General features: G+C 49.3%; 13 protein-coding genes and 2 pseudogenes. 12 read left to right on the plus strand and 3 right to left on the minus strand.

What is annotated here, in order from left to right:
- The 4 genes from HU143_RS23795 (at position 1) to HU143_RS23810 (ending at position 4,349) form a co-directional block, all read left to right on the plus strand.
- Positions 1-1,044 carry a DUF968 domain-containing protein gene (locus HU143_RS23795; protein WP_000648827.1) on the plus strand — a complete coding sequence of 348 codons (1,044 nt, stop codon included), beginning with the start codon at positions 1-3 and terminating at the stop codon, positions 1,042-1,044.
- 88 nt (positions 1,045-1,132) lie between these two features.
- Entirely contained in the window at positions 1,133-1,585 is a 453-nt protein-coding gene (locus HU143_RS23800; protein ID WP_001312282.1) for a late promoter-activating protein (Gp10), read from the plus strand.
- 86 nt (positions 1,586-1,671) lie between these two features.
- Positions 1,672-2,865 (plus strand): terminase, encoded by a 1,194-nt coding sequence (locus HU143_RS23805; RefSeq protein ID WP_000219604.1) that lies wholly within the window; start codon positions 1,672-1,674, stop codon positions 2,863-2,865.
- Positions 2,865-4,349 carry a hypothetical protein gene (locus tag HU143_RS23810; RefSeq protein ID WP_000124155.1) on the plus strand — a complete coding sequence of 495 codons (1,485 nt, stop codon included), beginning with the start codon at positions 2,865-2,867 and terminating at the stop codon, positions 4,347-4,349. The genes HU143_RS23805 and HU143_RS23810 overlap by 1 nt, the downstream gene beginning before the upstream one ends.
- A gap of 24 nt (positions 4,350-4,373) precedes the next feature.
- On the opposite strand, the gene HU143_RS23815 is transcribed toward HU143_RS23810, so the two are convergent.
- Positions 4,374-5,225, minus strand: a complete 852-nt coding sequence (locus HU143_RS23815; protein WP_001377383.1) for a phage repressor protein C1 — start codon at positions 5,223-5,225, stop codon at positions 4,374-4,376.
- 110 nt (positions 5,226-5,335) lie between these two features.
- A complete protein-coding gene (locus HU143_RS23820; protein ID WP_000874154.1) occupies positions 5,336-5,545 on the minus strand; it encodes a hypothetical protein in 210 nt (69 codons plus the stop codon).
- A gap of 604 nt (positions 5,546-6,149) precedes the next feature.
- Here HU143_RS23820 and HU143_RS23825 point away from each other — a divergent pair.
- The 4 genes from HU143_RS23825 to HU143_RS23840 all read left to right on the plus strand — a co-directional run bounded on the left by HU143_RS23825 (position 6,150) and on the right by HU143_RS23840 (position 8,601).
- Complete coding sequence (locus HU143_RS23825; RefSeq protein WP_000542336.1) at positions 6,150-6,371, plus strand: hypothetical protein; 222 nt, start codon at positions 6,150-6,152, stop codon at positions 6,369-6,371.
- 7 nt (positions 6,372-6,378) lie between these two features.
- A complete protein-coding gene (locus tag HU143_RS23830; RefSeq protein ID WP_001749392.1) occupies positions 6,379-7,410 on the plus strand; it encodes a site-specific integrase in 1,032 nt (343 codons plus the stop codon).
- Positions 7,411-7,460: 50 nt separating this feature from the next.
- Complete coding sequence (locus tag HU143_RS23835; protein ID WP_001749391.1) at positions 7,461-7,772, plus strand: hypothetical protein; 312 nt, start codon at positions 7,461-7,463, stop codon at positions 7,770-7,772.
- Positions 7,773-8,019: 247 nt separating this feature from the next.
- The gene (locus HU143_RS23840; protein ID WP_161400187.1) at positions 8,020-8,601 is read left to right on the plus strand and encodes a Ref family protein; all 582 of its coding nucleotides are present in this window, start codon (positions 8,020-8,022) and stop codon (positions 8,599-8,601) included.
- 147 nt (positions 8,602-8,748) lie between these two features.
- On the opposite strand, the gene HU143_RS23845 is transcribed toward HU143_RS23840, so the two are convergent.
- Complete coding sequence (locus tag HU143_RS23845; RefSeq protein WP_058914894.1) at positions 8,749-9,096, minus strand: hypothetical protein; 348 nt, start codon at positions 9,094-9,096, stop codon at positions 8,749-8,751.
- A gap of 13 nt (positions 9,097-9,109) precedes the next feature.
- On the opposite strand from HU143_RS23845, the pseudogene HU143_RS23850 reads away from it, so the two are divergent.
- The 4 genes and pseudogenes from HU143_RS23850 to HU143_RS23865 form a co-directional block, all read left to right on the plus strand.
- Positions 9,110-9,433: pseudogene (locus HU143_RS23850) on the plus strand (transposase); the annotation flags it as partial.
- A gap of 249 nt (positions 9,434-9,682) precedes the next feature.
- Positions 9,683-10,558, plus strand: coding sequence for an extended-spectrum class A beta-lactamase CTX-M-27 (locus HU143_RS23855; protein ID WP_032277257.1), 876 nt, complete (start codon positions 9,683-9,685; stop codon positions 10,556-10,558).
- Between the two features lie 34 nt (positions 10,559-10,592).
- Positions 10,593-11,561 (plus strand): IS5-like element IS903B family transposase, encoded by a 969-nt coding sequence (locus tag HU143_RS23860; protein WP_013362812.1) that lies wholly within the window; start codon positions 10,593-10,595, stop codon positions 11,559-11,561.
- A 56-nt stretch (positions 11,562-11,617) separates the two neighbouring features.
- Positions 11,618-12,715 (plus strand): annotated as a pseudogene (locus tag HU143_RS23865) (TonB-dependent receptor domain-containing protein); the annotation flags it as partial.
- Positions 12,716-12,780: the final 65 nt, after the last annotated feature.

Genomic DNA, 12,780 nt, shown 5'->3' on the forward strand with positions numbered 1-12,780 from the left:
GTGAAAGCCGTAATTACTCCCTTTGTACAGAAAGAGCTTGGCCTCGCCACGTTCAAAGTGGATCAGGAGGTCAGAAAACTGGTGGAGGCTGGCCGTAAATTTATCATGGAGCCGGTGCCGCGTGAGTTAATCGAGCACATGGAAGACGGCCTCGTTGTTACCGAGCAAACCATGGCAACAAATGAGGCGTTGCAGCCGTTTTTTAACAGCGATGAACTGTTTCGCCGTATTGGTGGAATTGACGCGCTGGTGGCGTGGTTGCGTAGGAAAGAGGGTCAATGCCAGGCCGCAGATCGTAGTTGGTGTGACAACCATATTGTCCACGCTGAACGAGACAATAGCGCGGTGTTGTTGTGCTGGCATCACGATAACCATTACCGGATGCGTGGTTTTAATGAGCTGAAAGAAACGCTGCACAATAATCGCGTTAACTGGATACTGGATGTCGCCCGTCAGGAAATGGGCCTTTCAAATAGCCATGATTTAAGTATTCAGGAGCTGTGCTGGTGGGCTTTCATGCGCAACATGATGCACCTGATGCCGGAAGAAGTCTGCCGCATATCAATAAATAAGATGAAGGCTACTCCGCAGGATAGCGGACCTCTGAAAGAGGCGGATATTCGCCCGTATGACGATCGCGCTACAGCATATGTTCAGATGATGGAAGAACGCGCCGCGCCGATGCGTGCAAAAGTATGCCCTGTGGATGTTGACTCCGACCCAGGTATGGCGCATTTCAAAATACCAAAACTTCAATCGCTAAAATTGCCCGAGTACATGGACTTTGTGGCTTCCCGTCCATGCTGTGGCTGTGGAGCTGCGGGAGCTGGCGCTCACATTACGCCTTATATCGTTCGTCATAGTCGATTATGCGCGCATGACATTTATGCTATTCCTCTGTGCCAGTCATGCCAGCGTGATATTGAGCGTGACCGCGATAATTGGGAGAAGACGCACGGTAGGCTGGCGATGCATCAACGATTGTTCTTTGATTACGCGCTTGGAGTCGGCGCTATCACAAGTCACTCGTCGAGCGTTAGATAAAATTGCTCTAATGTATTGCTATTTCTTTAATCGAGGGTATTATATTCCACGTTGATTAGTTGACATGGGCTAATCAGTAGGTGACAGGATGTTACTTAACTGGCAGGGACGCCACTTCATGGAAATAAATCACTCACGAATAACATCGTACGAGATTGCGGATTACATGATCCGCACTAAATCTCTTCTATCAGCGAAAGAACTCGCAGCAATTCTTGAAAAGGAATACCCGCATCTGGATGTCGATAAGCGCGATGTTTATCTGCGCTTAAAGGCTATCGCTGTGTCTAAGTATTCGTCTGTTTTGATTGATGACAGTACACGCCCACGTAGATTTCAGATCCACTCTCTGAATCCTGAATTCTTTCGCCGCAGCCGCGCTCCGCGCCGGTTTGATGAAAAACTCCAGAACGAACTCTATATGACGCAGGACGAAAAGGAACGCCGGGAGCACCAGCCTTGGGTGATGGCGCGTCAACTTTTCAATAAGGTGGTCCGTCAGCACCGTCATTACGGTAATGCCACATCCGCACGTATCTGATTGATTGCTTGCCCGTTCCGGGCCTTTTGACATGTGACTTTCGTTACCCTCGCGTCAAAAAGAGTTTTATACGAAAGGAAGCATAAGTGACCTGGGACGATCACAAGAAGAATTTTGCTCGCCTGGCGCGAGATGGTGGTTACACCATCGCACAATATGCCGCCGAGTTTAATCTCAACCCAAACACCGCACGTCGTTATCTCCGTGCATTCAAAGAAGACACCGGAACAGCGGACAGCCGTAAGCCAAATAAGCCTGTCAGAAAACCACTAAAAAGCATGATCATTGATCACGCTAATGATCAACGTGCAGGTGATCACATTGTGGCTGAAATGGCTGAAAAACAAAGAGTTAATGCTGTTGTCAGTGCCGCAGTCGAGAACGCGAAGCGCCAGAATAAGCGCATAAATGATCGTTCTGATGATCATGACGTGATCACCCGCGCCCACCGGACCTTACGTGATCGCCTGGAACGCGACACCCTGGATGATGATGGTGAACGCTTTGAATTCGAAGCTGGCGATTACCTGATAGATAACGTTGAAGCGCGGAAGGCCGCGCGCGCTATGTTGCGTCGGTCCGGGGCTGATGTTCTGGAAACCACTCTTCTGGAAAAGTCTCTCTCTCATCTCCTTATGCTGGAGAACGCCAGGGATACGTGTATTCGCTTGGTTCAGGAAATGCGCGATCAGCAAAAAGACGATGATGAAGGAACTCCGCCTGAATACCGTATCGCGAGCATGCTAAACAGCTGTTCCGCGCAGATAAGCAGCCTGATCAACACCATTTACAGCATCCGGAATAACTATCGAAAAGAAAGCCGGGAGGCGGAAAAGCACGCTTTGTCTATGGGGCAAGCTGGCATTGTTAAGCTGGCATACGAACGAAAGCGTGAAAACAACTGGTCAGTGCTGGAGGCAGCTGAATTCATCGAGGCGCATGGAGGGAAAGTACCGCCCCTGATGCTGGAGCAAATCAAAGCCGATCTGCGTGCTCCTAAGACCAATACCGATGATGAGGAAAGGCAAACAGCCGTCGGTGGCCCTTCTCTTGAAGATCTGGACAAAGTTGCGCGAGAACGGGCCGCCAACCGCCGCGCCGATGCCGCATTGTGGATTGAGCAGCGTAGGGAAGAAATCGCCGATATCGTTGATACAGGCGGTTATGGAGATGTTGATACTGAAGGTGTATCAAACGACCCATGGCTGGAACAAGACCTGGACGAAGACGAGGAGGAAGACGAAGAAGTTACCCGCAAGCTATACGGGGATGATGATTAATGGCCAGAAGTTGCGTAACGGATCCACGTTGGCGCGAGCTGGTGGCGCTATATCGTTATGACTGGATTGCTGCCGCTGATGTTTTGTTCGGCAAAACACCTACCTGGCAGCAGGATCTGATTATTGAGTCTGTGCAGGAACAGGGTAGCAAGACATCTGTTTCGTCTGGTCACGGTACCGGGAAATCAGACATGACTTCTATCATGATCATGTTGTTCATAATCATGTATCCAGGTGCCCGTGCCATTATCGTTGCGAACAAAATTCAGCAGGTAATGACCGGTATATTCAAGTACATCAAGATAAACTGGGCTACTGCCACCAGCCGTTTCCCATGGCTTGCTGATTATTTTGTTCTGACAGAAACCGCTTTCTATGAGATTACTGGTAAAGGTGTATGGACTGTAGTACCGAAGGGCTTTCGTCTGGGAAGTGAAGAAGCTCTCGCCGGTGAACACGCAGATCATCTTCTGTATATTATCGATGAAGCCTCCGGTGTCAGTGATAGAGCTTTCGGTATCATCACCGGTGCTCTTACCGGACAGGATAACCGCATCTTATTGCTGTCACAGCCTACACGCCCAAGCGGCTATTTCTACGATACACACCATAAACTGGCCAAGCGTCCTGGTAACCCTGATGGCGTTTATACGGCGATCACGCTTAACAGTGAGGAATCACCGTTGGTAACGCCAGCATTTATCAAAATGAAGCTGGCGGAGTACGGCGGGCGTGATAACCCTATGTACATGATTAAGGTACGCGGCCTATTCCCTAAATCACAGGATGGCTTCCTTCTTGGGCGTGATGAGGTTGAACGTGCAACGCGGCGGAAAGTCAAGATTGCAAAAGGATGGGGCTGGCTTGCATGTGTGGACGTTGCTGGTGGTACGGGACGGGATAAGTCCGTTATCAATATCATGATGGTGTCCGGCCAGCGAAATAAACGCCGTGTAATCAACTATCGAATGCTGGAATACACAGACGTTACAGAAACGCAGCTTGCCGCCAAAATTTTCGCAGAATGTAATCCTGAGCGATTCCCCAATATCACCATAGCGATAGACGGCGATGGCCTGGGTAAAGCAACGGCGGATCTGATGTACGAGTATTATGGTATTACCGTACAGCGTATACGCTGGGGTAAAAAGATGCATAGCCGTGAAGATAAGAGCCTGTACTTTGATAAACGTGCTTATGCCAACGTTCAAGCCGCAGAGGCCGTAAAATCTGGTCGTATGAGACTGGATAAGGGTAATGAAACTATTGAGGAAGCGTCGAAAATCCCTGTAGGGATTAACTCCGCAGGTCAATGGAAGGTGATGAGTAAGGAGGATATGAAGAAAAAACTCAACCTGCACTCACCAGACCATTGGGATACATATTGTTTCGCTATGCTGGCTGATTATGTTCCCCAGGATGAAGTGCTTAGCGTCGAAGACGAAGCGCAGGTTGATGAAGCTCTGGCATGGCTTAATGAATAACTCATTGACCATGCCGGATAGAAACTATTGCGCGCTTTCGGGGTTGTCGTTTACTGGCTGCCCCTTCTTAGTGTTACGGCTGCGCGTAACTGATGCGGCTGATTTGACCTTTTTCTCTTCGCGAGTGATGGCAATTTGTTTTTTTACATTTTCAATATCTGCCAGGCGATATATTTTTGCCTGCGGCCAGCGGTCGCAGATGATCGGTTCTATAGAGTCATAAAGGCTAAATTTTGCTTTCTCGAATTCACCGTTGATGATGATTCCATCACGGAGAGTTTCATCGCAGATAAACACACCACACAGCGGCACATGGTAACTAACTGATTTACCATCATTGTAGTTAGGGCTACTGGAAATGTAGTGGACGCGCAGCATTGTTTCGCTAAAGCCGTGTACACGCATACGGAATTTTTCATCCTCCGGGTACTGCTTCATTAGCTCTTTTGTTGCTTCCAGGTTCTCTATGTATTTCGCACTGTGCTCATTGATCCCCGCGCTTTTCTGGATGCGAATGTCCTTATCAATCAGATGAATAATGCGGCCAGCGGTCATGTTGACGCTGTTCACAGCTTCTGTCTGATAAGTCGTAACCTTACGCACACCGCGAAGGATGTTAGGCACTGGATATAAAATAGTCTTTGGGATATTGAGGTCTGGGTACTGTTCCAGTTCCCGCGCCATTAAAGTCCATTTATCAATTTCAGCCTGAATGCTGTCCGTTTCTTTGAACGGCAGAACGACAACCGGGCGAACAGGACGACCGTCGCTGGCGGCATCAACGTGTTGGGCGCGTGCAACAGCTTTTTTTAGAAAGAGATCCCTGAAGCTGACGAACTCCTGGTACAGTTGTTCGCCGTAGACATAATTTATCATTGATCCTCCTCCAGAATTGACATGGCCAACAACTCACAGCGGATTACACTGGGAGTTGTTGGCCACCATTATAGAAGGATCCAACGAAAATAATAGATTTATTAGTGCATTTATTGTGAGTCTGGCTGGTTAGTGGCCATGAGATATTCGATTGTGTCAGTGAGATCATCCAGGTCGTCTTGGGTGATGCGGTACTCCTGATTGGATATCTTTGAGTAGTGTTCAGCAATGGCGCGGGCAGCGTCGGTTTCGGCGGGGTCTACAGATAAAGCGTTAGAGCAATGTCTAACGTCGTCGATGGTTGGTGGAATGAAAGCCATAATTATGCCTCACTGTATTGACAACACAGAGCCTGAAGCTCTGACCTACTGTTTCACCCATGATCCATGCTGGGGTAATCTAACAACATTGCGCTGTGTGTAAGATGAGCAATGCATAGCTGTAATGCCGTTGTATAAGGTTTCCCTGTTTGCTCATTTCCTTCTGAGCCGCTCTACAACGCTGAAGACACATTAAATAGTGAATCCAAAGTCGTATTACGAAACGGCGGCAAAACTATAATTTATTAGAGCAATTGTCAAACAACTATGAAAAACAATCCAGTTTTTGGCTGGTGGAGTGGGATTTTTCTCTCAAAATTTATTGCTCTAATAATTCTTGATTTTTATGCGCAGCTGGACGTAAACTCCTCTTCAGACCTAATAACTTCGTATAGCATACATTATACGAAGTTATCTTAAGGGTTATTGAACATGATCAATTTACCTGTAAATCCATACAGTTCAATACCTTATCAGGTCAAATAGTGATCACTTGATCATTTGATCAAGGTTGCGCTACGTAAAATCTGTGAAATGTTGGCAGTGTTTGTGCTCCAGATTTCGCGTAGCGCACTTAGCACCACCAATCAATCAGAGGTGAAAAATGGGATATTCAGCTGCTAAAGTGTCCACTCATCTTGAGCTTGAGAAAAACCGTGGTTACTGGCGGGCAAAAGGGTTTGATCGTGATAGTTGTCAACTGTCATTATCGCGCGGTGAAGAGAAAATAGAACGCACGCGCGGTCGCTGGCGTTTCTATGACGAGAACCATAAACAGGTAAAGGCAGAGCCGATCCTGTACACTTTACTTAAAACCATTATCTGAGTGTTAAATGTCCAATTTACTGACCGTACACCAAAATTTGCCTGCATTACCGGTCGATGCAACGAGTGATGAGGTTCGCAAGAACCTGATGGACATGTTCAGGGATCGCCAGGCGTTTTCTGAGCATACCTGGAAAATGCTTCTGTCCGTTTGCCGGTCGTGGGCGGCATGGTGCAAGTTGAATAACCGGAAATGGTTTCCCGCAGAACCTGAAGATGTTCGCGATTATCTTCTATATCTTCAGGCGCGCGGTCTGGCAGTAAAAACTATCCAGCAACATTTGGGCCAGCTAAATATGCTTCATCGTCGGTCCGGGCTGCCACGACCAAGTGACAGCAATGCTGTTTCACTGGTCATGCGACGGATCCGAAAAGAAAACGTTGATGCCGGTGAGCGTGCAAAACAGGCATTGGCGTTCGAACGCACTGATTTCGACCAGGTTCGTTCACTCATGGAAAATAGCGATCGCTGCCAGGATATACGTAATCTGGCATTTCTTGGGATTGCTTATAATACCCTGCTACGTATAGCAGAAATTGCCAGGATCAGGGTTAAAGATATCTCACGTACTGACGGTGGGAGAATGTTAATCCATATTGGCAGAACGAAAACGCTGGTTAGCGCCGCAGGTGTAGAGAAGGCACTTAGCCTGGGGGTAACTAAACTGGTCGAGCGATGGATTTCTGTCTCTGGTGTAGCTGATGATCCTAATAACTACCTGTTTTGCCGGGTCAGAAAAAATGGTGTTGCCGCGCCATCTGCCACCAGCCAGCTATCAACTCGCGCCCTGGAAGGGATTTTTGAAGCAACTCATCGATTGATTTACGGCGCTAAGGATGACTCTGGTCAGAGATACCTGGCCTGGTCTGGACACAGTGCCCGTGTCGGAGCCGCGCGAGATATGGCCCGCGCTGGAGTTTCAATACCGGAGATCATGCAAGCTGGTGGCTGGACCAATGTAAATATTGTCATGAACTATATCCGTAACCTGGATAGTGAAACAGGGGCAATGGTGCGCCTGCTGGAAGATGGCGATTAGCCATTAACGCGTAAATGATTGCTCTAATTCTTTGATATTTATGGTGACATATGAGAAAGGATTTCAACATCGACGGAAAATATGTAGTGCTGTCTGTAAGCACTAATATTCTGTCACCATCTGTCATTGTCACCGTAAAGTTGAGCGATAGGATGCCTGATATCGACTCGATATCTGTTGCGTTCCCCGTTAAAAGCATGCGGAGTGCTGAACATTTTGTGATGAATGCAACGGAGGAGGAAGCGCGGCGCGGGCTTACTAGAGTGATGGGGGAATTTGGCGAACTCCTGGGTAAGGTAAACAATGCCCTTTCAATCAGTTCAGCAAGGTCCAAAGCGTTAACAGCTTCCATGATGAAATAAAAAAAAGCCTGGCAAGGAGCCAGGCTGCACAAAAGAGCGGGTTTGTATTCCGCATCCAATCAATCAAGAAGGAGTATAGCACACAGGTACTGAAGTGAAAAAATGTGATTCGCGATAAACAAAATATCTACCATTGCTCTAATTGATTGCTATAATTTAGCCGCAGTTTTTGTCAACTACGAAGACGTTGCCATTACTTCACTCCTTGACATCATTGGCGGCCATTAGGCCGCCTTTTTTTTGCCATATGAAAACAATCGAACAAAAACTTGAACAGCGCCGCGAGTGGCAGAAGGCAGCCAGAGAACGAGCGATCGCTCGGCAACGGGAAAAGTTGGCTGACCCCGCCTGGCGAGAATCGCAATATCAGAAAATGCGGGATTCTATCGACCGCCGTATCGCTAAACAGAAAGAGCGCCCACCAGCCAGCAAAACGCGGAAAAGTGCGGTAAAAATAAAATCTCGTGGCTTGAAGGGGCGAACACCGACGGCGGAGGAACGGACCATCGCCAATGCTCTTGGCACTCTCCCCTGCATTGCCTGCTACATGCATGGAGTAATATCTGAAGAGGTGTCTCTGCACCATATCTCCGGTCGTACCGCGCCGGGTTGTCACAAAAAGCAATTGCCCCTTTGCAGATGGCACCACCAGCATGCAGCACCGGCTGAAGTAAGAGAAAAATACCCTTGGCTGGTCCCTGTTCATGCAGATGGCGTGGTAGGAGGCAAGAAAGAATTCACCTTGTTGAACAAGTCAGAGATGGAGTTGCTGGCTGACGCCTATGAAGGGGGAACCGCAGAATTCGGAAAAAATCGTACGCTAAGCTAACGGTGTTCTCGTGACAGCTCTTTGACTAGGCTTTCTAAGGCCATTCTGATAGCCCTGACTTCCTGAAAAGCCATGGCTAAAATTTGTGCGGCTAAAAGGGATAACCGATGGTAAAGTAAGTTATCCCTGTCGAGATACTGAAAAGCGTTATCCTCGTTTTTCCCAAAACTGTTTTGCCAGTTCGCTCAGAGCGCTAGTTAACTGAGCGACAGATTTCGCACTTTGCAAATTATTCTGCCCGGTCTGTACATTGGTATCAGCAGCATCGCGTATATTGATAATACTGCGGTTTATGTCTTCACTTACTGCTCCCTGCTGCTCGACCGCAGTCGCTATTTGCGCGTTCATGTCGGTAATTTCGTTAACGCGTTGGCCAATTCCATCAAGAGCTGTAGCTGCTTCCTCTGCGTGAGCTACACTCGTGTGCGCTTGCCGACTACTTTGCTCCATGACTGTAACAGCGGATTGCGCTCGCTCTTGTAGAGCGCTGATCATGCTTTGAATATCCGAAGTAGTTATATACTATGAAAAGCGTGGTAATGCTGAAAACTATATCAAAGAAGCCAAATACGACATGGCGGTGGGTCATCTCTTGCTAAAGTCATTTTGGGCGAATGAAGCCGTGTTTCAAATGATGATGCTTTCATATAACCTATTTTTGTTGTTCAAGTTTGATTCCTTGGACTCTTCAGAATACAGACAGCAAATAAAGACCTTTCGTTTGAAGTATGTATTTCTTGCAGCAAAAATAATCAAAACCGCAAGATATGTAATCATGAAGTTGTCGGAAAACTATCCGTACAAGGGAGTGTATGAAAAATGTCTGGTATAATAAGAATATCATCAATAAAATTGAGTGTTGCTCTGTGGATAACTTGCAGAGTTTATTAAGTATCATTGCAGCAAAGATGAAATCAATGATTTATCAAAAATGATTGAAAGGTGGTTGTAAATAATGTTACAATGTGTGAGAAGCAGTCTAAATTCTTCGTGAAATAGTGATTTTTGAAGCTAATAAAAAACACACGTGGAATTTAGGGAATACTGATGTAACACGGATTGACCGTATTGGGAGTTTGAGATGGTGACAAAGAGAGTGCAACGGATGATGTTCGCGGCGGCGGCGTGCATTCCGCTGCTGCTGGGCAGCGCGCCGCTTTATGCGCAGACGAGTGCGGTGCAGCAAAAGCTGGCGGCGCTGGAGAAAAGCAGCGGAGGGCGGCTGGGCGTCGCGCTCATCGATACCGCAGATAATACGCAGGTGCTTTATCGCGGTGATGAACGCTTTCCAATGTGCAGTACCAGTAAAGTTATGGCGGCCGCGGCGGTGCTTAAGCAGAGTGAAACGCAAAAGCAGCTGCTTAATCAGCCTGTCGAGATCAAGCCTGCCGATCTGGTTAACTACAATCCGATTGCCGAAAAACACGTCAACGGCACAATGACGCTGGCAGAACTGAGCGCGGCCGCGTTGCAGTACAGCGACAATACCGCCATGAACAAATTGATTGCCCAGCTCGGTGGCCCGGGAGGCGTGACGGCTTTTGCCCGCGCGATCGGCGATGAGACGTTTCGTCTGGATCGCACTGAACCTACGCTGAATACCGCCATTCCCGGCGACCCGAGAGACACCACCACGCCGCGGGCGATGGCGCAGACGTTGCGTCAGCTTACGCTGGGTCATGCGCTGGGCGAAACCCAGCGGGCGCAGTTGGTGACGTGGCTCAAAGGCAATACGACCGGCGCAGCCAGCATTCGGGCCGGCTTACCGACGTCGTGGACTGTGGGTGATAAGACCGGCAGCGGCGGCTACGGCACCACCAATGATATTGCGGTGATCTGGCCGCAGGGTCGTGCGCCGCTGGTTCTGGTGACCTATTTTACCCAGCCGCAACAGAACGCAGAGAGCCGCCGCGATGTGCTGGCTTCAGCGGCGAGAATCATCGCCGAAGGGCTGTAACTGGTTTTGTTGAATAAATCGAACTTTTGCTGAGTTGAAGGATCAGATCACGTATCTTCCCGACAACGCAGACCGTTCCGTGGCAAAGCAAAAGTTCAAAATCACCAACTGGCCCACCTACAATAAAGCCCTCATCAACCGTGGCTCCATAACTTTCTGGCTGGATGATGAAGCTATTCAGGCCTGGTATGAGTCAGCAACACCTTCTTCACGAGGCAGACCTCAGCGCTATTCTGACCTTGCCATCACGACTGTGCTGGTCATTAAACGCGTATTCAGGCTGACCCTGCGCGCTGCGCAGGGCTTTATTGATTCCATTTTTTCTCTGATGAACGTTCCGCTACGCTGCCCGGATTACAGCTGTGTCAGCAGGCGGGCAAAGTCGGTTAATATCAGTTTCAAAACGCCCACCCGGGGTGAAATCGCACACCTGGTAATTGATTCCACCGGGCTGAAGGTCTTCGGTGAAGGCGAGTGGAAAGTCAAAAAGCATGGCCAGGAACGCCGTCGTATATGGCGTAAGCTGCATCTGGCAGTTGACAGTAAAACACATGAAATCATCTGCGCTGACCTGTCGCTGAACAACGTTACGGACTCAGAGGCCTTCCCCGGGTTAATCCGGCAAACCCACCGGAAAATCAGGTCAGCCGCCGCCGATGGAGCTTACGATACCCGGCTCTGTCACGATGAACTGCGGCGTAAGAAAATCAGCGCGCTTATCCCGCCCCGAAAAGGTGCGGGTTACTGGCCCGGTGAATATGCAGACCGTAACCGTGCAGTGGCTAATCAGCGAATGACCGGGAGTAATGCGCGGTGGAAATGGACAACAGATTACAACCGTCGCTCGATAGCGGAAACGGCGATGTACCGGGTAAAACAGCTGTTCGGGGGTTCACTGACGCTGCGTGACTACGATGGTCAGGTTGCGGAGGCTATGGCCCTGGTACGAGCGCTGAACAAAATGACGAAAGCAGGTATGCCTGAAAGCGTGCGTATTGCCTGAAAACACAACCCGCTACGGGGGAGACTTACCCGAAATCTGATTTATTCAACAAAGCCACGCGCTGGACACACCACGATGACAGCGGTTTTATCCCTTACGCCATCACCACCGGCCTTGATTACGAGGCGATGACCGAACAGCGCAAAGGCTATGAGAACTTTGTTTATCAGAACGGCGTTTACGATCTCGGCACCAAAGGTGATATGCGACGTAACGAACGTAACCTGATGTGGAACCTCGATCCCTACATTCAAACGCACTGGCAGCTCACCTCAGCCCTGGGGCTGGACGCCGGGGCGCGCTATAGCTCGGTATGGTTTGATTCCAACGATCGTTATGTTGTAGGTAAAAATGGTGATGATAGCGGCGAAGCGAGCTATCACAAGTGGCTTCCGGCGGCAGCGCTGAAGTATGCCATGACGCCGCAGTGGAACGTTTACCTCTCTGCCGGGAGGGGATTTGAAACGCCGACCATTAACGAGCTGTCCTATCGTCCCGATGGTCAGTCCGGGCTTAACTTTGCTCTGCAACCGGCCACTAACACCACCGTTGAAGCAGGCAGTAAATGGCAGGTGGGCACCGGGATGGCGAGCCTGAGCGTCTTCAATACGGACACGAAAAATGAAATTGTCGTTGCCGCCAGCGACAATGGCCGTACGTCCTATCAGAACGCGGGCAAGACGCGCCGCCGCGGGGTCGAACTGGGATGGGATCAGCAATTTGCGCCCGCCTGGCGCGCCAAACTGGCGTGGACGCTGCTGGATGCGACCTACCGTGAAAACGCCGGCGATGCTATTCAGAGCGGCAATCGGATCCCGGGGATTGCACGTAATAGCGCCTATGCCTCCTTTGGCTGGGTGCCGGAAGAGGGATGGTACGCTGGCGCTGAAGTCCGCTATATGAGCGATATTCAGGTCAACGATGCCAATAGCGAGCAGGCTCCAGCCTATACGGTGACGGCACTGAATACCGGCTATAAATATGTGCTAGATAACTGGACCGTCGACCTCTATACGCGCGTTGATAACCTGTTTGATAAGCGCTACGTCGGCTCTGTTATCGTCAACGAGAGCAACGGACGCTATTATGAACCGGCGCCGGGCCGTAACTATGGCGTTGGGCTATCGGTCAGCTATCAGTTTGATTCGCTGTAACAATACGGCTGCCGGAGAGTGCTATTGAGGTGAGGCTCCGGCAGCGGGTAAAGGCGTTGATTCCT

It is taken from the genome of Salmonella sp. SJTUF14076 (assembly GCF_015534835.1).
GTDB classification, from domain to species: domain Bacteria; phylum Pseudomonadota; class Gammaproteobacteria; order Enterobacterales; family Enterobacteriaceae; genus Salmonella; species Salmonella enterica.